This is a genomic window from Trichococcus sp. (assembly GCF_049684335.1).
Taxonomy (GTDB): domain Bacteria; phylum Bacillota; class Bacilli; order Lactobacillales; family Aerococcaceae; genus Trichococcus.
Genome location: NZ_JBAVFV010000056.1, coordinates 14,605 through 34,496 on the forward strand (window position 1 = coordinate 14,605; position 19,892 = coordinate 34,496).

Here is a 19,892-nt window from a genome sequence, read left to right on the forward strand (position 1 = left end):
TCTTATTAAACGTGTTCTGAATCCCAGAAATCTCCGCCTAAGCTGCTATTACGTCACGGACAGAAAGCGTCCGTTCTCGTAATAGCCTCTTAGTGCTCGATTTCTAGAGCGGGATTCATCACACTCTTTTAGTCTTCCAACACCATGATTCCGATGCCCAGCAATCCGGGTCCGGTGTGGACACCTAATACCGGCGAAATTTGACCTTCGGCGTATATTTTGGCGCCGGCGACCAGATCCTTCAGCTGTTCTTTCATAACGAGCATCTCATCGTAGGCATCCCCATGGCAGATCGACAAGTAGTAATTTTTGTGCTGACCCAGTTTTTCGCGGGTCATATCGATCAGTTTCTGAATGCTCTGTTTGCGGCCGCGTACTTTTGCGACCGTGTCATAGATACCTTCTTCATTGCAGGAGATGATCGGTTTGATGTTTAAGGCGCTTCCCAGGATTCCTGAGACTTTACCGATGCGCCCGCCTTTCATCAGGTATTCCAAGGTACCGACCCCGAACAGGATGGTGGACTTTTTCACGGCTGCTTGTGTTTTTGAAACGACTTCATCGAACGGAAGTCCCGCTTCGATCTGTTCGGCAGCATAAAGCGCCACAAATCCGGAGGCGATGGCGATGTTCAGTGTATCGATGACGACAATCTGCATGTCCTGGATATCCTCCGCCAACAATTTTATGGCTTGACAGGTGCCACTCAAACCGCTGGAAATGGCGGATACGATCACTTGATCGAAGCCGTCCGCTTTGATCTTGGCGAAAGTGTCGGCAATCGTTTCCGGCAAAGGCAGGCTTGTCTTCGGGATCTCTTCCTGGAATCTTGCGTAGACTTGCTCCGGTGTGATGTCGACCCGATCGCGATAGCTCGTGTCTTTATAATTGATCATCAACGGTAAGGTGTAAATGTGGTATTTGGCAAGCAGCTCCTGTGGAATATCGTTGCAGGAATCGGCCAAAACAGCAATGGAATTAGATTTCGTCATTAGTATTCTCTCCTTTATTGGATGCATGACTGACGCCATCGACCAATATGATTTTTTGTGTCAATAATTTCGAAGCAAGCGACAGCGTGATCATCTTCAGTGCGAAGTTTTCGCTGTGGATATCCTCCAAGGTATAGGTGAAATGCTCTTTCTTGTCGAGATCACGGAAGAGCATCCGGAATGCATACTCCAATTCTTGGCAGAAGGTGTCGTACGCGATCTGGAATCCGCGGATCGATACTTGCAATTCCAGTCCTTTTTTCACCTCCGACAACGGCAATACTTGTTTAAGCAATGTGATGACGATCAGTTGGGCGATATGTGTCTTGAAATATTTCTTTTTCTCGGGCTTATCGATCAGTTGCAGTTTTACGTAATTATTGATCATAGCCGGCGTGATGATGCGTTCTTCCTGAGTAGCATTCAGGAAACCCAATTGCTTTTCGATGATGGCGATCACTTGATCGCTGTAGAGACCGAAATCAGGCAGCTCATCAAATCGGATGAACGTCAAATTGAGCAGCTGTTGCTGATACTCTTCCAATTCTGGTTTAAGCTTCACGGCACAACCTGCTTTCTGAACTAAAAAAATTTTAATCTAGTTATCAATACTAGATGTAATGTTTTTGATTACTAGATAAATGTACCAGTATTCGACGGAAAATTCAATTCCGAAGGCTCCGCGCTGATAGGATGAGACTACAAAAAAAGAAGCCATTTTCAGGCTTCTTTCCAGTCATCGTATTCCGTTGCTGTTGTCGTACCGAAATAGCGGGCTACTTCATGGGAGGAATGGGCGTCGGAACCTTTCTCGTAGGCGAGGCCGATTTTTATCGCGTAGACCATCATTTCCGGATCCGGGTACGTTTTTCCGTAGTCCGGTTTGTCGATTCCGGCAAAATTATAATCAAGCGTGTACCCGCTCTCCTTCACCTTATCCAACAGCAGCTTCCAGTCAATCGGGTCGCTGACGCTGTAGGCTTTTTGGAACTTGTGAATCAAGTTGATGTGGCCGATTTTTTTAGGTGTCAATGCTCCGTACGGAAGCGCCAAGGCTTTTTTGACCGCCGCTTCGTAAAGGCTGTAGAGCGTCTCGTAGCCGATATCCGCTCCTTTTTGCGTAAAGGATTCGCGGTCCAAGTCGATGCAGAAGTATTCTTCCGGCGCGAGCCGCACGAAATGCACGCTCAGAATCGAGTGGGGGACCGTCTCTGGGTATTTTTCCAGGAAGGCAAGCGTTTCCGTCTCTTTTCCTTCCAAATAATCTAATTCAAAACCGGCATGGATTTCGAGGATGCCTTGATACTTCTCGGCAAGTGAGCGGACTTCAGTCAGATAAGCATCGACATCTTCAGGTCGCATCGAACTGTCCTTGTCCGGAAGCGGATCTTCCATCGGTAAAGGAGCGTGCTCTGTAAATGTGAGTGATTCAAGGCCGGCCTCGATGGCAACCTTCACATAATTTTCCATTGCGTCGGATGAACCGTGCAGGCAATAGGGGGTATGGACGTGTTTGTCGCTGTGCATCTTCCATCTTCCTTTCTTCATAAAGTGTCATCATTTTAGGATACAATGTAGCAGCTTTCTATGGTATGATAACACCAACGTCTAATGGTATTCTAACGATACTCTAAGGATAACAGATGGCCTATCAAAAAGAAATGGGAGTGAGACAGTTTGGACGAAATGATGACGAATGAATCGTTGCTAGCGAAGAAACAAAGAGAGATGGGGTTTCTCCATCATTTCCACCACTTAGGGTACGATCTGATCGACCTGGGAGTCGTAGAGAAATTTGAGTGGACACAACTGTCTCATGATGACTTGCACCTGATGCTGAACCGGCATAAATGGCAAAGCGGCGATAAACTTTTCGCCCTGCGCAGTGACTGGACGAATGCCATCGTGAGATACCGCAAGCAGTACCATTTACGCGCCGATAAAATAGCCTATTCCGGCCCGGTCTATTCGCTGCTGAAAGAGCGTCACCAATTGGGTGTGGAAACATTTACCGACTCGATTCCGAAACAAATCGAGGTTCTGGGCGATATGATCACCTTCATGGAGAAGGAATTGGACCTTTCCTTATCGGTTGCGGTAGTCAGCCATAACAAATTACTGAAAAAAATACTTAGCCCACGGGAGTTGGAAGATCCTTCCGTCCGCAAGTTCATCTGCGAAAGAAACCAGGATGCCTTGAAGCATCGTTTGGGTGCGGATCATCCGCTGATCGGTTTGATGGATCAAGCACCTACGGAACAGGCCGACTATTTGAAGGAAAACTATCCTGAACTGACCGGACATTTGAATGAACTGGCGGAATGGGAGGCGACGCTGAAAAGCAAGAACGTGGATTACGTCTACGCGGATATGCTGGCATTGCCGAACCAATCTTATTATAAAGGGATTTTTATCCAACTGTACGGCGAAAACCAAACGGAACCCGTAGCATCGGGCGGTCAATATACAAGCTCTTCCAAAGCATTCGGAATGGCCATCAACAATTAACGGAGGGAAAAAATGATTACTATCGCGCTATCAAAAGGCAGACAGCTTAAGGATTTTATCCAATACTTGGATGAAATCAACCTGACGGAATGGTCGACAGCATTGAAGTCCGTTTCTCGGGAATTGGTCATTCAGACAAAGGACACCCGCTTCATCTTGGTTAAAGGGGAAGATGTGCCTGTATATGTGGAAGAAGGGATCGCGGATCTGGGCATCACCGGAAGCGATATTCTGATTGAGCAGAACTGCAACATCAACAATCTGATGGATTTGCCTTTCGGCTATTGCCATTTCGCCATCGCCAGCAAAGAGAAGAAAGACGTTTATCCAGTTGTTGCGACGAAGTATGTGAACTACACCAGGCAATATTTTGATTCCATCAAGCAACCCGTGAAAATCATCGCCCTGAAGGGGTCCGTCGAATTGGCCGCGACCATCGATATGGCGGACGCCATCATGGATATCGTCCAATCCGGCAAAACGCTGCATGATAATGGTTTAAGTGAGCAAGTCCGCCTTGATGAAATCAATGCCCGCCTGATTTCAAACAAGCATGCTTATTTCTCCAAATACGATGAAATCCAGACTATAATCAATCAATTGAAGGTGAAAAATAATGTACACAACTAAAACGTTCAAGGAAGCTTACAAAACAAAAAATACGATTGACTTTTCGAAGACGCAAGCCGTGATGGAAATCATCCAGACGGTCCAGGAAAAAGGCGATGCTGCACTGTTTGAATACGCAAAACGTTTCGATGGAGCAGACATCACGGAATTGGAAGTGTCGCAGAGCGTCATCAAGGAAGCCTATGACACCTTGGATGCAGACTTGCGCGCTGCTTTGGAGGAAGCCCGTGACAACATCACGGTCTATCAAGAAAGCATCAAGTGGAAACAGTCTCCGGCTGGGGAACTGTACCAGAAAATCCATCCGCTGAATAAAGTCGGCATCTATGTGCCGGGCGGCAAAGCGAGTTATCCTTCCACAGTGCTCATGACTGCGGTGTTGGCCAATGTAGCCGGCGTAAAGGAAACAATCGTCGTGACCCCGCCGCAAAAGACTGCCATCAACCAAGCGACCTTGGCCGCTTGCCATATTTGTGATGTAAAACACGTTTATCAAGTAGGCGGTGCCCAAGCTGTCGCTGCTTTGACCTATGGGACGGAAACCATTCCGCGCGTCGATAAAATCGTCGGACCCGGGAATCAATATGTCGCCTTGGCGAAAAAATTAGTCTACGGAGATGTCGGCATCGATTCGATCGCCGGACCATCCGAAATTGTCGTAGTCGTCGACGAAACGGCGAACAACGAATGGGTTGCCATCGATTTGCTGGCGCAAGCCGAGCACGATGAATTGGCCCGCACCTTCCTTGTTTGCGACAACGAAGAGAAATTGGCCGCCATCGAAGCCGAACTGCTTGTCCAGAAAGCGAAACAAAGCCGCATCGAAGTCATCGAGGAGAGCCTGAAGCACAATCACTTCCCGATTTTGACAAGCGGTAAAGCAGAGAACATCGAAGTCGTGAATCTGATTGCGGGAGAGCACGTCTCGATCCAGACAAAGGACGCCGAAGACTATATAGATGCCATCGAAACAGCCGGAGCGATTTTCATCGGCGAATATTCGCCTGAAGCGATTGGGGATTATGTTGCCGGCCCTAGCCATGTGTTGCCGACCGGAGGCAATGCCCGTTTTGCGAACGGTTTGTCCGTAAACGACTTCCTGCGCCCGAACTCTGTCCTGAACCTGAAGAAAGAAACGTTCCGGAAAATGGCTCCTGCCGGGATGTTGATTGCGACCGAAGAGTCGTTGCAGGCCCACCACGATTCCTTGGCTGTCAGAATGGGGGGTGACAAATGATCCGCATCAACAAAAATGAAAGTCCCATCCGTGCGCTGACAAATGAAGAAATTGCTGAAATAGCTGTGGCGACGCGCTTCCAGGAATATACGGACGATGCGATCGACCGCCTGACGGAAGCGTACGCCTCTTTCCACGGCGAGGATCCCGCCCTGATCGCTTTTGCCAACGGATCGGATGAATGGATCCAGAAATGCACAATCCTTTTGGAGGACGGACCGATCCTGATGCTGGAGCCGGATTTCGTGATGTATGAAGAATACGCTGCACAGTTCCAACGCGAAATCATCAAAGTGCCGTGCAGAGCGGATTACTCCTTTGACTATGAACAAGTGTACACCGTCATCGAGAAGGAAAAGCCTGCTTATTTCATCGTTTCGCAGCCGAACAACCCGTTGGGCGGGCTGCATCCTGCTGCTTTCATCGAAAAGACGGCGGATTTGCTGGCTGCATATGGCGGCTATCTGATTTTGGACGAGGCTTACATGGATTTCGTGGACAACCCGCCGGCGCGCCCGGTCGGTGACCACGTCATCCTTTTGCGTACCCTATCAAAAATTTACGGTTTGGCCGGTCTGCGCATCGGCATCGCCAGTTCGACGGCGAAAACGATGCAGTTGTTGAATTCCATCGCGCATCCGTATCCGCTCAATACCTTATCTTTGAGCATAGCGGCCTTCTTGTTGGAACATCCGGAACGGCTGCGGGCCTTCATGGCGGAACAACGACGTCTATCCTCCAAGTTGAAGAAAATCTTCAATGAAGAAGTCGGGGACATTCTTTCTGTCCTGCCGAGCGAAACGAATTTCGTCTTCACTTACGGTGAATTGGCGCCAGCGTTGGGACAATGGATCATCGACCACGGCTATCAGCCGCGCACTTATGAAAAATCAGGCATCCCGTGCATCGAAACGGCTGTCCGTTACTCGATCGCCACCGATGAACAGTTGGATGCCTTAGCCGAAATCATCAAAGAATGGAGAGAACAGCTGTGAGCGTATCAAAAGAGCGCATTACCAAAGAAACGAAAATTGCCATCACCTTGAAACGAGGGTTGGAACCTTCCGTCATCAATACGGGTGTGGGCTTCTTGAATCATATGTTGGATCTGTTCGCTTTCCATGGCCACTTCGTTTTGGATGTCCAGGTGGACGGAGACACGGATGTGGACGATCATCACACAACCGAGGATGTCGGCATCGTTTTGGGGCAATTGTTGGCTGAACTGGGTCAGGACAAAGGGGCAATCAACCGCTACGGGACTGCCTATGTACCGATGGATGAAACCTTGGCCCGTTCCGTCATCGACATCAGCGGCCGGCCTTATCTTAGTTTCAATGCCGCGTTTTCGAAAGAAAAAGTGGGCAGCTTCGATGTGGAGTTGGTTGAAGAATTTTTCCATGGGTTGGTCATCAATGCCCGTTACACGGCACATATTGATCTTATCCGCGGCGGCAACACGCACCATGAAATCGAAGCCGTCTTCAAAGCCTTTGCGCAAAGCCTGCGCATCGCGATGGCCGATTCAGATGTGCAGCGTTTGCCTTCCTCAAAAGGAGTGATCGAATGATAGCAATCGTTGATTATGGCTTGGGGAACATTGCGAACCTGACGAACGCCATTCGTTTTCTTGGCTATGAAACGGTCCTGACGCATGACGAAGCAGAATTGCGCAAGGCGGATGTCATCGTCCTGCCGGGCGTGGGACATTTCAAGGATGCCATCGAGCGGATCGATGCGATTGGTTTGCGGGAACTCCTGACTGAGTTGGAGCGGACGAAGCCGTTCATCGGCATCTGTCTCGGGATGCAACTACTGTTCCAACACAGCGAAGAAGGCGATGTCGATGGGTTGGGCTTTTTACCGGGCGAAGTGAAATACATCGTCAGCGACCTGCCGGTTCCGCATTTGGGCTGGAACAATCTGCATTCAAGTCATCCAGGTTTGGACAAGGATGTCTATTTCATCCATTCCTACAAAGTAGTGACCGACGAAAATGTTGTGGCAACAGCGGACTACGGCCAGGAAATCGTAGCGATCGTCCAGAAAGATAACGTCATCGGCATCCAGTTCCACCCGGAAAAAAGCGGGGATTACGGTCTGGAAATTTTGAACCAAGCTTTGCAAGGGGGATGGAAATAAATGATAGAGATTTGGCCGGCGATCGACTTGATCGACAACAAGAGTGTCCGTCTGACCGAAGGGGACTACGGCACGAAAGAAGAAATGCAGCGTACGCCTCAGGAAGCCATAGCTTTTTATGCGCAGTATGAGCAAGTGAAACGCATCCATATCGTGGACTTGATGGGCGCTTTGAACCAAAAACCGGAAGAAACGCCGTTTATCGAGCAGCTGTTGCAACAGAGCGCATTGCCTGTCGAAATCGGCGGGGGCATCCGTTCCGAAGAAACCATCAAGCACTATTTCGGAAAAGGTGCCAGCTATGTGATCGTCGGGACGAAAGGGCTGCAGGATCTGCCATGGTTGGCTGAGATGACGGCGAAATATCCAGGCAAGATCTACTTGGGTCTGGATGCAAAAGGCGAACTGGTCGCCGTGAACGGTTGGACCGAAACGGGCCGCCAGACCATCTATGATGTCGTGGAAGCGACGAATCCGATGGCTTTGGGCGGCATCATCTATACGGATATCTCGAAAGACGGCAAGATGGCCGGGCCGAATTTTGAGTTGACCGGCAAGCTTGTCGAACTCTCGACCCATCCCATCACTGCATCTGGCGGAGTCCGCAACATCGAAGACATCAAAAAATTGGAAACTTTGGGAGTTGCGGCAGCGATCGTCGGCAAAGCGGCCAATACGGATGCCTTCTGGGAGGGCTTGGCATGATAAAGAAACGGATCATTCCCTGCCTGGATGTGAAGGACGGCACCGTCGTAAAAGGGATCCAATTCAAGGGATTGCGCGAAATCGGCGATCCGGTCGAACTGGCGAAGCGCTACAATGCTTTGGGTGCGGATGAACTTGTCTTTCTGGACATCTCCGCAACCGAAACCGGGCACAACCTGATGATCGATGTCATCCGCAAAACGGCGCAACAGCTGTTTATTCCGATGACGATCGGCGGCGGCATCAAGTCGACGGACGATATTTCCCGCTTGCTGAACGCTGGAGCGGACAAAGTCAGCCTGAATTCATCGGCGTTGGCGAATCCGCAACTGATCAAGGAAGCAAGCGACAAGTTCGGCAGCCAATGCATCTGCATCGCTGTCGATGCGAAATGGGAAGCCGACAAAGAGGAATGGTATTGCTATACCCATGGCGGCAAAAAACGGACCGACATCAAGACGTTGGACTGGGTGCAGCAAGTGGAAGCGTTGGGTGCCGGCGAATTGTTGGTCACCAGCATGGATTATGACGGCATGAAGCAAGGCTTTGATCACCGTCTGCTGAATAAAATCCAAGCCTTGGTCTCGATTCCGGTCATCGCTTCCGGAGGCGGCGGGAATGCCCAGCATTTCGCCGACTTGTTCAAGGAAACGAATGTATCGGCCGGTTTGGCAGCTTCCATCTTCCATGATGAAGAAGTGTCGATTGCCGAAGTGAAAGAATGCTGTACGGAGAATGGAGTGGATATGCGCAATGTCTAAATACGATGCACTGGTACCTGATTTTTCGAAAGGGTTATTGACTGTTGTTCTTCAGCACTTTACGAACAAAAATGTTTTGATGGTTGGCTTCATGAATGAAGAGGCCTTCGAATTGACGAAACGCGACGAGGTTGTCTGGTTCTTTTCCCGAAGCAAGGACAGACTATGGAAAAAAGGCGAGTCCAGCGAGCATTACCAGTTCGTGAAGGATATGTACCTGGACTGCGACCAAGACGCGTTGCTGATCATGATCGATCCGGCTGGGCCGACTTGCCACCGCAACACGGAAAGCTGTTTCGATATACCGGTTGCTTTTGGGTTGGATGACTTGGAAGAGACCATCCGCCAATGCGCTGTCGGACATGATGAAAAGTCCTATACAAACTACTTGTTGGACAAGGGAACAGATAAAATCGCCAAGAAATTCGGCGAAGAGGCTTTCGAAGTCGTCATCGGCGCAAAAAACCACGACAAAGAAGAGGTAGCCAACGAAACCGCAGACCTTCTTTACCATCTCGGCGTACTCCTGTATGACCAAGGCGTCGACGTAGCCGATGTGACCAAAGTCCTAATCGAACGCCACCAAAAGAAAAACAACTTCAAAGGCGAACGAAAAGATGTAGAAGAATACTAAAGTGTGTGATGATTCGCGGTTAGACACCCGTACGTTGGAGTAACCCAGTTAGTGAACCTCTTTTGTTCACTAACTGGGTTGCGAAACGGTAGTGGTGTCTGCGAATCAGAACCGTTCTAGGATACGATGAATCCCCTGCAATTCAGAGTTCAACTATTAGGATACGATGAATCCCGTCCTTGATATAAGGTAACCGAAGCTATCCCTTGACAGAAGGGGCAGTTTCGGTTATTTTTTGTCTTGAAGAGATAATGTTTCCATATTAAATAAAAATGGGGCGATGACGATGAACGTGTTGGCTGTTGAACTGTCTATGCGGCTTTTTGATTCTAATTCTTTGAAGGATAAGCGCAGCGTTGTGAAAAGCATCCTTGCTAAGATGCATCAACGTTACAATGTCAGCATTGCGGAAGTGTCGGCACAAGATATGTTGAACCAAGCAGTTATCGGATTGGCGGTTGTAAACAGTTCACGGGTCCTGTGCCAACAAATCGTGGATAAAATCATCGAGGAAATCGAATCGAATTACCCTGTGGAAATTTACCAAATCAACGAAATTGAATAAACAAAGTAACGCACTTCCAGCCATCCGGCAATCTGCCGTACGGTTGAAGGTGCGTTGATTTGTTATTTAAATACTTTCAGGAGTTCGTAGCGGAAAGAAACGTACGTGTAATTTTGACGATTGTACATCTCGCGCGCCGTATCCGCTGCGTCAGCAACCAAAAGGACGGTTTTTCCGTCGGCGTGCTCCATGACGAATTGCTGCAGAGCCGTTCCGATCCCTTTGCACCGGGAATCCATGGCGACGTAAAAATTGTCGATTTCAATGCTGTCCTCTTTCATATAGAGATCGATGGAACCGACCGCTTCTTCGAAGCAAATGGCCACGATGGGATAGAAAGCCGGATTGCCGAATTTAGCTTGGGTGTACGGTTGCTTCTGTTTCGCGAATTCCTCGCTGACTTCCTTGTCTGCCCGTGCGGACAAAGCCAGATAGGCACTGCGGTTATCAGCATTCACACATTCCACTCTGACGTCGGAAGGCGTTTCATCAATCCGCGTCGAAACAAAGATTCCGGGCGGGGCCGCATACAGCTCAAGGACATCCAGGCTGAAGTCGTTCGATCCCAGATAGGAAATGATCGGCTGCGGAATTTCGCAGTCTTCAGGCCAGATGAATTTTATGAAATCCTGACCGTGTTTTTGGTGCTCTGATTTCAAATAGGCTTCCGTCTCCATGAATTCAGCGAAGGTGGGGACGCGATGGAAAATGACATAATTCTCGATGTGCATAAAAAGAGCTTTTTCATTGCGATGGTGCGTGTACAGAGAGGTTTCTTTGACTATGGATTTGCTGTGTTCGATATCCTTGAAAGAAAAGGTCATTTTTGGACTCCTTAAAAAGAAAAATTGATGCACGCTTCAAGATATGATAGCATAGGAAAGGAATTCATTTCAATAAGCTGAAACAGGATAAGCTCTTGGAACCGCCGGAAACGTATGCCAAAAAAGAAGCATCTTCTCCGCATTCCATCTTTATCAAGGTTTTGAGCTTATGCTTTGTAAATAGATAGGAGATATAAATGAGAGATTATCAAAAATTGTACGAAAACATAAAGGCTTTCCATAAACTGAAGCCTTGGGACAAAATGAAAGACACGGATGTCGTCGGAATCAAATATTCCGATCGTAAGGAACCGGTATTCTTTGCCTTGGATGGGTTGGATGAGGACAGTATCGGATTGAGTGTGTTCCGGGATGTTTCTGAATACATCCTCTATTTGGATCTGCTGGAGTCGGAGTTCACGGACGCAGACGGCATCGGGGAATACACCGAAAAGCTGAAAAACATCAGATTGGAATTCGTCGACCGAAGCAAACTGGAAGAGATCGACTATAACCGCATCCGCACAACGGATGTCAAATTCCGCGGCAAGAAAGCTTGGCCGGAGCTACTGGATTTTACGCCAGGATTTGTTCCTTGGTCGGCGACCGAAGAGGACATCACTCTTTTCGAACGAGTGCTGGAGAGCTTTTTGGAAATGTTCCCCATCTACAGCAAACTGGATTTTGACAAGTCTTTTGCTGCGGATGATGTACCGACGCGTTACTATTACCAAGCCGGTACAAAAGACAGTGTCTGGAAATTGAAAGAAGAACACATACTGGCGTTCCTGACTGGCGGTGAATTGACGAAAGGTCCATACGATCTGATGCTTTCCCAGTTCGAAATCCGTCGTCTGATGATGGAAAAGAAAAACTTCCTAAGAAATACTTTCGAAGTGGACTTGTTCTATTTGCCCCAACCAATCACCTTCAAAGAAGGCGAACGGCCGCGATTTGTGAAGATGATGGCCGTCGCAGATAAAAAATCAGGGGAAGTGCTGCTGGCGACTGTGCTGACTTCCGATAAATCACGCGATATCCAATTCGAACTGTATAAATATCTGTTTGAAGCGAAAGTTTTTCCTGCCAAAATCGAAATGCGCGGAGATAGCGTATTGGAAACTTACGAAATGTTGGTTCCCTTGCTGGATGAGCTGGATATCGCGCACGGTGAAAAGAGCAGATTACGGAAAATCGAGGCATTCCGCAAAAGTCTTTCGGAGGATATCATCTAAGAAACAGCCTGTTCTTCTGAAAGAAGCATCATAAAAAAACAAAACAATTTTGCGTTCCGTAAAATTGTTTTGTTTTTTGTTTTTTTTTAAATAAATGTTAAAATGGTTAAGAAGAAAAGACAACGAACTAATGCACGCCTCAGAGCTTATTTGTTCCGGATAAAGGGGTTTTTATGTGTTCAACCAAGAGAATGTGAAGTTACTGACTAATACAGAGTTAAAGGTCTACGAGTACGTCGTGCAGCATACCCAAAAAGTCATCCGCATGAGTGTCCGCGAGATAGCTTCCGAGACCCATGTATCGCCGGCGACGGTTACGCGTACCATCAGCAAGTTGGGTTTCGAAAATATCTGGGAGTGCAAGCTTCATTTGAAGGAAATGGACAACCGCAAACACAATAAGAAGGTGTTTGAAACTTCCGAAATCGTTGAAGAGTTTTTCAGCCGTTCCATGCAATCGGAATATGAAGAAAAAATAGAGGATGCAGTCAAGTTGATAGCAAATTCCGATGTGGCTGTTTTTTTTGGCATCGGTACGTCAGGTCTGATAGCGGCTTATGCCTCCCGCCAGTTTTCTAACTTGGGACAAAGCACATTCCATATCCAAGATGCTTTTTATCCATTTCATATGATCAGTCGACAATATACAAATACAGTGGCGATTATTTGTTCCGTTTCCGGGGAAACAGACATGATGTTAAGAAAAGTGGGCGATCTGAAGAGCTTGGGGAGCAAAATCATCAGCATTACGAATTCCTCCACCAATTCATTGGCAAGACAGTCAGAAATCAACCTCGCTTATCATCTGACACCAGAATACGTAGACGAAGAGGTAAACGTAACTTCCCAATTGCCGGCCGTATTTTTAATTGAAACACTGGCGAGACGCAATTATAACTACATGCAACAAATGCTTAACAATAAGCTTTAGCAGAGGGTCAACTTGAAACAAAACGTTTCTTTTCTGAAACATCATTCCAAAAGCTGATCATTGTTCCTTTAATACATGAAACTGTTTACATTTCGTTCACAAACTCTATAATAAGCTTATGTTGAAAAACAGAAAGCGCATTCGCAATCTGCAAACGACTCTTTTTAAAAGAAGAGAGTTCGCTTTTGAAAGCTATGTAACCGCTTTAGTGGGGTTGGCTTTCTGAGTGGAGATCGATAGGGAAGGAATGAGAGTATGTATCATAAGAAATTGAAACCATTTAAAGAAGATTTTTTATGGGGATCCGCAACCAGCGCATATCAAGTTGAAGGCGCTTGGAACGAAGACGGAAAAGGACCATCTGTTCAGGACGCGAAGGAAATCGTTCCTGATACTTCCGATTTTAAAGTAGCTACTGACCATTACCACCACATGCAGGAAGATATCGCATTGTTGGCTGAGATGGGTTTCAAAACCTATCGCTTCTCGATTTCATGGTCACGGGTCATTCCGGACGGTGATGGAGAAGTCAATCCGAAAGGTCTTCAGTTCTACAGCGATTTGATTGATGAATGTCTGAAATACGGTATCGAACCGTTAGTGACGGTCTACCACTTTGACTTGCCGCAAGGACTTGCTGAAAAAGGCGGCTGGGAAAACCGCGCCACAATCGATGCTTTTGTCCGCTACTGCGATATCCTCTTCGATAACTTAGGAGACCGCGTCAAATTATGGCTGACGATCAATGAACAGAATATGATGATTCTTCACGGCGCTGCAGTCGGTACAGGTGAAAGCACCTTGAAATCCTTGTATCAACAAAACCACCACATGCTTGTTGCTCAGGCGATGGTGATGAACAACTGCCACGAAAAGTTGCCGCATGTGAAAATCGGACCGGCACCGAACATTTCGGCCGTCTATCCGAAATCGAACAACCCAGCGGATGTCCAAGCAGCCGATTTGTATACCGCAATCCGTAACTGGCTATATCTTGATATCGCCGTGTATGGTGTATACAATCACCAAGTGTGGGCTTACCTGGAAGAAAATGAAGCTTTGCCTGATATGGAACCGGGTGACTTGGAGATACTGAAATCCGCAGAATGCGATTTCATCGCCTTCAACTACTACAATAGCTCGACTGTTCAAGCCTATCCGGCTGGAACGGAACGCGCAACAGGCAAAAAAGATCAGCAATTATCAGATAGCCAAGAAGGATTCTTCTCAGGATCCGACAATGAGCATCTTCCTTATACTGAATTCGGTTGGCAGATCGATCCTACTGGATTCCGCACGACGATTAACCAAATTTACTCTCGTTATCGTAAACCCCTGATCGTTACTGAAAACGGTTTAGGCGGTATTGATAAGCTGGAAGATGGGAAGGTCCATGATCACTATCGGATCGACTATCTCCGCAACCATATCGAACAGATGAACCTGGCAGTTACGGATGGAGCCGATGTGTTCGGTTATTGCACATGGAGTGCGATCGACCTAATCAGCACCCACCAAGGGTTCCGCAAGCGTTATGGCTTTGTTTACGTCAACCGGGAAGACTTCGATCTGAAAGATCTGAAGAGATACCGGAAAGATAGTTTCTATTGGTATAAAGGAGTGATCGCGTCAAACGGGGAAAAACTGGAAGGTTAGAGGTAGAAAGCTAGAAAAGTTTTTCGCACCATCCATTGTTGATAAAGAACAGCGGCAAGTGAATGCGGAAGACGAAGGCCCATTGTTCTGAGACTGACTGGCAGAATCCGGACAAGCAATCATATCAATTTATTTTACTTTTTTTGAAGATGGTACGCTGTCTTCACAAGTGTTCTAACAGAGGAGGATTTTATTATGGATAAATTCTTAGATTCATTACAAGAAAAATTAGGACCAATTGCTTATAAATTAAACGAAAACCGTTACCTTTCAGCGATCAAGAGCGGGTTCTTCGGAGCAATGTCCCTACTGATCATCGGATCGATTTTCCTTTTACTCGCTTTCTTACCGATTCCTGGTTACGCAGATATGATGGCAGGCGTCTTCGGCGCAAACTGGACTCAATTCTTCCTGGTACCTTATAATATGACAATGAACATCATGACATTATTCGTTATGATCGGAATTTCCCAAGACTTGTCAAAACACTACGGATTGGATGATTTGGCAGGAATCATCTACGGTATCGTTGGATTCCTTATCTTAACTCCAACACTTTTAAGCGCTGAAAACGCATCGGGTATCCCGATGGGCAACTTGAGTGCCAGCGGTTTGTTCCTAGGTATGATGAGTGCTGTATTCGCAGTCGAAATCATCCGTTGGGTATTGGCTCGTGGCTGGAAATTAAGCATGCCTGATTCTGTACCATCAAACGTTGCAAAATCATTTGACGCATTGATTCCTGGATTGTTTGTCATCTTGATCTTCAACATCTTGCGCATGGTATTCGCTTTGACACCTTACGAAACAGCTCAATCGTTCATCTTCGAAATCATCCAAGCACCACTGACAAGCTTAGGCGCAACTTTACCGGCAACTGTCTTGGTATTGATTTTGGAAACGCTTTTGTTCTCATTCGGTCTTCACGGTCCAAACATCGTAGGTGCTGTAATGCAACCAATCTGGTTGACTCTTACTGCAGAAAATGCAGATGCTTACGCTTCAGGATTGGAATTACCGAACATCGTCAACTACCAGTTTTATGCAAACTTCGTTAAAATCGGCGGTGCCGGTTCAACATTAGGTTTAGCATTGCTTTGCTTATTCGTAGCTAAATCTGCTCAATTCAAAACACTCGGAAAATTAGCAATCGGACCTGGTATCTTCAACATCAATGAGCCATTGATTTTCGGTATGCCAATCGTATTGAACCCAATCTTGATGATCCCGTTCATTTTGACTCCAGTAATTTTGGCTATCCTTACTTATGTCGTGATGAGCATTGGTCTGGTTCCACTTGCAAACGGGGTAAACATTCCGTGGACAACTCCTCCAATATTCTCTGGTTTCTTGATCAGCGGCTGGAGAGGTGCTGTATGGCAAATCGTCGAAACAGTCATCAGTGCTGCAGTCTTCTACCCATTCTTCAAAATCGAAGACAAGAAAGCATACAGTATTGAAAACGGTGAAGTTGAATCTGATGCTTCAGGCAACGTAGTAGCATAATAACATAGCCTCACAACGAGCCCCTTTTATAGGGGCTCAAATATATATAAGGGTGGAGAAAATATTATGGCAGACAAAACAATCATGTTAGTATGTGCAGCTGGAATGAGCACCAGCTTACTTGTATCAAAAATGCAAAAAGCGGCGGCAGCGCAAGGATTGGACGCTGATATTTTCGCAGTATCCGCTTCAGAAGCAGACGCACATTTGGCTAAGAAAAAAATCGACGTTCTGATGTTGGGACCTCAAGTCAAATACATGAAGAAACAATTCGAAGATAAAGTAGCCGGCACAGATACAAAAATGGATGTCATCAATATGCAGGATTACGGCATGATGAATGGCGAAAAAGTATTGAAAACAGCCCTCACTTTGATGGGACTATAATAAAAAGACCGAAGGAGTTATTAACATGGCAGAGCCAAAAAACCTGGATGTCATCATGCAATTGATCATGCATGGGGGCGATGCAAAAGGGAACGCGATTGAAGCGATCGAAGCGGCAAAAGCGGGAGACTTTGCATTAGCAAACGAAAAAATCGGCGAATCGGAAAAAGCGTTGGTGGAAGCCCACCATGCGCAGACTGGTCTGTTGACACAAGAAGCATCAGGTGATGCAGTGGAATTGTCGTTATTGATGGTCCATGGACAAGATCATTTGATGACTTCGATCGCGTTCAAAGACTTGGCGAAAGAAATCGTCGAAATCTATGAGAAAATCGCAAAATAATCATTGATCACCAAACATAGATGGACCATAAATCGCTTATATGATTTATGGCCCATTTTGTATTTTGAGCAGCAGAAACAAACTAAACAGAAAGCGGGTCATAATATGCAACACAAAAAACTGAAGGATTTTCCGGAAGGCTTCTTATGGGGTTCAGCCTCGGCTGCTTATCAAGTCGAAGGGGCTTGGGATGAAGATGGGAAAGGCGCATCTGTCTGGGATACCTTTGTCAGGATTCCCGGCAAGACTTTTAAAGGAACGAACGGTGATGTAGCGGTTGATCACTATCACCGTTTCAAAGAAGATGTCGCCCTGATGGCTGAGCAGGGACTGAAGGCTTATCGTTTCTCGATTGCATGGAGTCGCATTTTCCCGAACAACATGCAGGAAGTGAACGAAAAAGGCTTGCAATTTTATGATGATCTGATCGATGAGTTGCTGGCAAATCATATTGAACCGGTTGTCACGTTATATCATTGGGATATCCCGCAATATCTGCAGGACGATTATCTGGGATGGGAGTCCCGCCAGATAATCGAAGACTTTACAACATACGCAGAGGCTGTGTTCCGTAGGTACGGAGACCGGGTCAACTATTGGGTATCCTTGAACGAACAAAATGTCTTCATTTCCCATGGCTACTTGATGGCGACCCACCCGCCGGCAGTGAAGGATCCGAAACGGATGTACCAAGCCAATCATCATGCGAATGTAGCGAATGCCGCAGCCATCGGAAAATACCATTCGCTAGGATTGCAAGGGAAAATTGGTCCGAGTTTCGCTTATTCACCAGGCTATCCTATTGATGCCCGGCCCGAGAATGTTTTAGCGGCGGAGAATTTTGATGAAATGAATGCTTATTTTTGGATGGATGTCTATGCTACAGGTGAGTACCCTTCAGTAATCTGGAATTGGTTGGAAGAGAATGACCTGTTGCCTGAAACATTGCCGGAAGATTTTGAAGTATTGAAAGCAGGGAAACCGGATTTCATGGGCGTGAATTATTATCAGACATCAACTGTTGCCGCGAATCCGTTGGATGGTGTCGGCGTCGGAACGCCGAACTATTCTGGTGAAAAGGGAAGTACGGAAAGAGGCGGGATACCGGGAGTATTCAAAGAAGTATTGAATCCATTCGTCGAAAAAACCAATTGGGATTGGGATATCGATCCAGTGGGCCTTCGGATTGCCTTGCGCCGGATAAACAGTCGCTACAGATTGCCGATATTGATAACAGAAAATGGACTGGGCGAATACGACAAGCTTGAAGAAGGACAGATTCATGATCAGTATCGGATTGATTATTTGAACGACCATGCCAAAGCGGTTCAGGAAGCCATCACGGATGGGGTTACAGTACTTGGCTACTGTACTTGGAGCTATACCGATCTGTTGAGTTGGTTGAACGGGTATCAAAAACGGTATGGTTTTGTGTATGTAGACCGCGATGAAGAGAGTTCGAAAGAATTGAAACGCCACAAAAAAGCCAGTTATTACTGGTATAAAGAGGTCATAGAACAAAACGGCAAGAATCTGAAGTAAAAATTTTCCTTCGCGGAAGCAAAAAGAAAGCGATTTTCTGAAAACGTTTGTAAATTTATGTAAGTGCTTGCGACAAACGCTATCATGTGTGTTATAATAATTGCATATTAAATTATATTTATGGATGGAGAGAATGAATATGGCAGATAAAACAATCATGTTAGTATGTGCAGCTGGAATGAGCACTAGCTTACTTGTATCAAAAATGCAAAAAGCAGCGGTGGCACAAGGATTGGACGCTGATATTTTCGCAGTATCCGCTTCAGAAGCAGATGCACACTTGGCTAAGAAAAAAATCGATGTCCTGATGCTGGGACCTCAAGTTAAATACATGAAGAAACAATTCGAAGATAAAGTAGCCGGCACTGACACAAAAATGGATGTCATCAACATGCAGGACTACGGCATGATGAACGGCGAAAAAGTATTGAAAACAGCTCTTACTTTGATGGGCGAATAATCAAACAACACTGAAGGAGTTACAAACATGGCAGAACCAAAAAACCTGGATGTCATCATGCAGTTGATCATGCATGGGGGCGATGCAAAAGGAAATGCGATTGAAGCGATCGAAGCGGCAAAAGCAGGAGACTTTGCATTAGCAAACGAAAAAATCGGCGAATCGGAAAAAGCATTGGTGGAAGCCCACCATGCGCAGACTGGTCTGTTGACACAAGAAGCCTCAGGAGATGCAGTTGAACTGTCGTTATTGATGGTCCACGGACAAGATCATTTGATGACTTCGATCGCATTCAAAGACTTGGCGAAAGAAATCGTCGAAATCTACGAAAAAATCAGTAAATAACAATTCAAACACGAGCGGATATTCGGGGGAACCGGATATCCGCTTTTTTATTCGCATTTTTTTGGTTCGGACTCTAATGAAGGAATGTATAAAACGGATCATGTATTCGCTACTCCGGAGCTTTCTCTGCTAAAAAGTGTTGACAATGGAAGGTGCAAGGTGGTAGTATTTAGAAGTTGTCCACGAGAGCAAATAAAATAATTTGAAAAAATTGTTGACATGCAATCGTGATGGTGATAAGATATGAAAGTTGCTGCTTCGAGCGGTCGTCAGTAAATGTTTTTGAAAAATATTTCAAAAATAGCTTGACGGATAAACGAAGCCGTGCTAATATGAATAAGCAATCACGTAACACGTGATAAACGATTGACCTTTGAAAACTGAATAAAGAATGAACGAACCAAATGTGCAAGGAGCTTAGACTTCGGTCGAAGCAAACGAAGACGATACGTAGTATCGCAAACATAAAGTCAGCAAAAAATTAAGAGC

23 protein-coding genes are annotated in these 19,892 nt (G+C 46.3%); 19 read left to right on the plus strand and 4 right to left on the minus strand.

The window, feature by feature from the left end:
- Positions 1-128: 128 nt before the first annotated feature.
- From WBM30_RS10225 to hisJ, 3 genes are all read right to left on the minus strand, one after another.
- Positions 129-992: a DegV family protein gene (locus tag WBM30_RS10225; protein WP_424900622.1), complete on the minus strand. Its 864-nt coding sequence runs from the start codon at positions 990-992 to the stop codon at positions 129-131.
- Entirely contained in the window at positions 979-1,554 is a 576-nt protein-coding gene (locus WBM30_RS10230; protein ID WP_424900623.1) for a DUF1836 domain-containing protein, read from the minus strand. The genes WBM30_RS10225 and WBM30_RS10230 overlap by 14 nt, the downstream gene beginning before the upstream one ends.
- Positions 1,555-1,712: 158 nt before the next feature.
- Positions 1,713-2,540, minus strand: coding sequence for a histidinol-phosphatase HisJ (gene hisJ, locus WBM30_RS10235; RefSeq protein WP_424900624.1), 828 nt, complete (start codon positions 2,538-2,540; stop codon positions 1,713-1,715).
- A gap of 138 nt (positions 2,541-2,678) precedes the next feature.
- Between hisJ and WBM30_RS10240 the strand changes: the two genes are divergently transcribed.
- From WBM30_RS10240 to WBM30_RS10285, 10 genes are all read left to right on the plus strand, one after another.
- Complete coding sequence (locus tag WBM30_RS10240; protein ID WP_424900639.1) at positions 2,679-3,500, plus strand: ATP phosphoribosyltransferase regulatory subunit; 822 nt, start codon at positions 2,679-2,681, stop codon at positions 3,498-3,500.
- A 12-nt stretch (positions 3,501-3,512) separates the two neighbouring features.
- Positions 3,513-4,130, plus strand: coding sequence for an ATP phosphoribosyltransferase (gene hisG, locus WBM30_RS10245; protein ID WP_106450358.1), 618 nt, complete (start codon positions 3,513-3,515; stop codon positions 4,128-4,130).
- On the plus strand, positions 4,117-5,367 hold the full coding sequence (hisD, locus tag WBM30_RS10250; RefSeq protein WP_424900625.1) for a histidinol dehydrogenase: 1,251 nt from the start codon (positions 4,117-4,119) through the stop codon (positions 5,365-5,367). Before hisG ends, hisD begins: the two co-directional genes overlap by 14 nt.
- Complete coding sequence (locus tag WBM30_RS10255; RefSeq protein ID WP_424900626.1) at positions 5,364-6,362, plus strand: pyridoxal phosphate-dependent aminotransferase; 999 nt, start codon at positions 5,364-5,366, stop codon at positions 6,360-6,362. The genes hisD and WBM30_RS10255 overlap by 4 nt, the downstream gene beginning before the upstream one ends.
- Complete coding sequence (gene hisB, locus WBM30_RS10260) at positions 6,344-6,937, plus strand: imidazoleglycerol-phosphate dehydratase HisB (protein ID WP_424900627.1); 594 nt, start codon at positions 6,344-6,346, stop codon at positions 6,935-6,937. Before WBM30_RS10255 ends, hisB begins: the two co-directional genes overlap by 19 nt.
- On the plus strand, positions 6,934-7,509 hold the full coding sequence (gene hisH, locus WBM30_RS10265) for an imidazole glycerol phosphate synthase subunit HisH (RefSeq protein WP_424900628.1): 576 nt from the start codon (positions 6,934-6,936) through the stop codon (positions 7,507-7,509). The genes hisB and hisH overlap by 4 nt, the downstream gene beginning before the upstream one ends.
- Complete coding sequence (gene hisA / locus WBM30_RS10270; RefSeq protein ID WP_424900629.1) at positions 7,510-8,214, plus strand: 1-(5-phosphoribosyl)-5-((5-phosphoribosylamino)methylideneamino)imidazole-4-carboxamide isomerase; 705 nt, start codon at positions 7,510-7,512, stop codon at positions 8,212-8,214. It begins immediately after the preceding gene.
- Positions 8,211-8,975 carry an imidazole glycerol phosphate synthase subunit HisF gene (hisF, locus tag WBM30_RS10275; RefSeq protein ID WP_424900630.1) on the plus strand — a complete coding sequence of 255 codons (765 nt, stop codon included), beginning with the start codon at positions 8,211-8,213 and terminating at the stop codon, positions 8,973-8,975. Before hisA ends, hisF begins: the two co-directional genes overlap by 4 nt.
- Positions 8,968-9,609 carry a bifunctional phosphoribosyl-AMP cyclohydrolase/phosphoribosyl-ATP diphosphatase HisIE gene (gene hisIE, locus WBM30_RS10280; protein ID WP_424900631.1) on the plus strand — a complete coding sequence of 214 codons (642 nt, stop codon included), beginning with the start codon at positions 8,968-8,970 and terminating at the stop codon, positions 9,607-9,609. Before hisF ends, hisIE begins: the two co-directional genes overlap by 8 nt.
- A 280-nt stretch (positions 9,610-9,889) precedes the next feature.
- The gene (locus tag WBM30_RS10285; protein ID WP_256327920.1) at positions 9,890-10,174 is read left to right on the plus strand and encodes a DUF503 domain-containing protein; all 285 of its coding nucleotides are present in this window, start codon (positions 9,890-9,892) and stop codon (positions 10,172-10,174) included.
- A 62-nt stretch (positions 10,175-10,236) separates the two neighbouring features.
- Here WBM30_RS10285 and WBM30_RS10290 read toward each other — a convergent pair whose 3' ends face one another.
- Positions 10,237-10,998 carry a GNAT family N-acetyltransferase gene (locus WBM30_RS10290; protein ID WP_424900632.1) on the minus strand — a complete coding sequence of 254 codons (762 nt, stop codon included), beginning with the start codon at positions 10,996-10,998 and terminating at the stop codon, positions 10,237-10,239.
- 197 nt (positions 10,999-11,195) lie between these two features.
- Here WBM30_RS10290 and WBM30_RS10295 point away from each other — a divergent pair, with 197 nt between their 5' ends.
- From WBM30_RS10295 to WBM30_RS10335, 9 genes are all read left to right on the plus strand, one after another.
- A complete protein-coding gene (locus tag WBM30_RS10295) occupies positions 11,196-12,233 on the plus strand; it encodes a DUF7309 domain-containing protein (protein ID WP_424900633.1) in 1,038 nt (345 codons plus the stop codon).
- Between the two features lie 175 nt (positions 12,234-12,408).
- The gene (locus WBM30_RS10300; RefSeq protein WP_424900634.1) at positions 12,409-13,164 is read left to right on the plus strand and encodes a MurR/RpiR family transcriptional regulator; all 756 of its coding nucleotides are present in this window, start codon (positions 12,409-12,411) and stop codon (positions 13,162-13,164) included.
- Positions 13,165-13,419: 255 nt separating this feature from the next.
- Positions 13,420-14,820 carry a glycoside hydrolase family 1 protein gene (locus WBM30_RS10305; RefSeq protein ID WP_424900635.1) on the plus strand — a complete coding sequence of 467 codons (1,401 nt, stop codon included), beginning with the start codon at positions 13,420-13,422 and terminating at the stop codon, positions 14,818-14,820.
- A 195-nt stretch (positions 14,821-15,015) separates the two neighbouring features.
- A complete protein-coding gene (locus tag WBM30_RS10310; protein WP_424900636.1) occupies positions 15,016-16,326 on the plus strand; it encodes a PTS sugar transporter subunit IIC in 1,311 nt (436 codons plus the stop codon).
- 66 nt (positions 16,327-16,392) lie between these two features.
- Positions 16,393-16,713, plus strand: coding sequence for a PTS sugar transporter subunit IIB (locus WBM30_RS10315; RefSeq protein ID WP_424198570.1), 321 nt, complete (start codon positions 16,393-16,395; stop codon positions 16,711-16,713).
- Between the two features lie 25 nt (positions 16,714-16,738).
- Positions 16,739-17,056: a PTS lactose/cellobiose transporter subunit IIA gene (locus tag WBM30_RS10320; protein ID WP_068561596.1), complete on the plus strand. Its 318-nt coding sequence runs from the start codon at positions 16,739-16,741 to the stop codon at positions 17,054-17,056.
- Between the two features lie 105 nt (positions 17,057-17,161).
- Complete coding sequence (locus WBM30_RS10325; protein WP_424900637.1) at positions 17,162-18,598, plus strand: glycoside hydrolase family 1 protein; 1,437 nt, start codon at positions 17,162-17,164, stop codon at positions 18,596-18,598.
- 139 nt (positions 18,599-18,737) lie between these two features.
- Positions 18,738-19,058: a PTS sugar transporter subunit IIB gene (locus WBM30_RS10330; protein ID WP_086986658.1), complete on the plus strand. Its 321-nt coding sequence runs from the start codon at positions 18,738-18,740 to the stop codon at positions 19,056-19,058.
- A gap of 27 nt (positions 19,059-19,085) precedes the next feature.
- Entirely contained in the window at positions 19,086-19,403 is a 318-nt protein-coding gene (locus tag WBM30_RS10335; protein WP_068561593.1) for a PTS lactose/cellobiose transporter subunit IIA, read from the plus strand.
- Positions 19,404-19,892 lie beyond the last annotated feature (489 nt).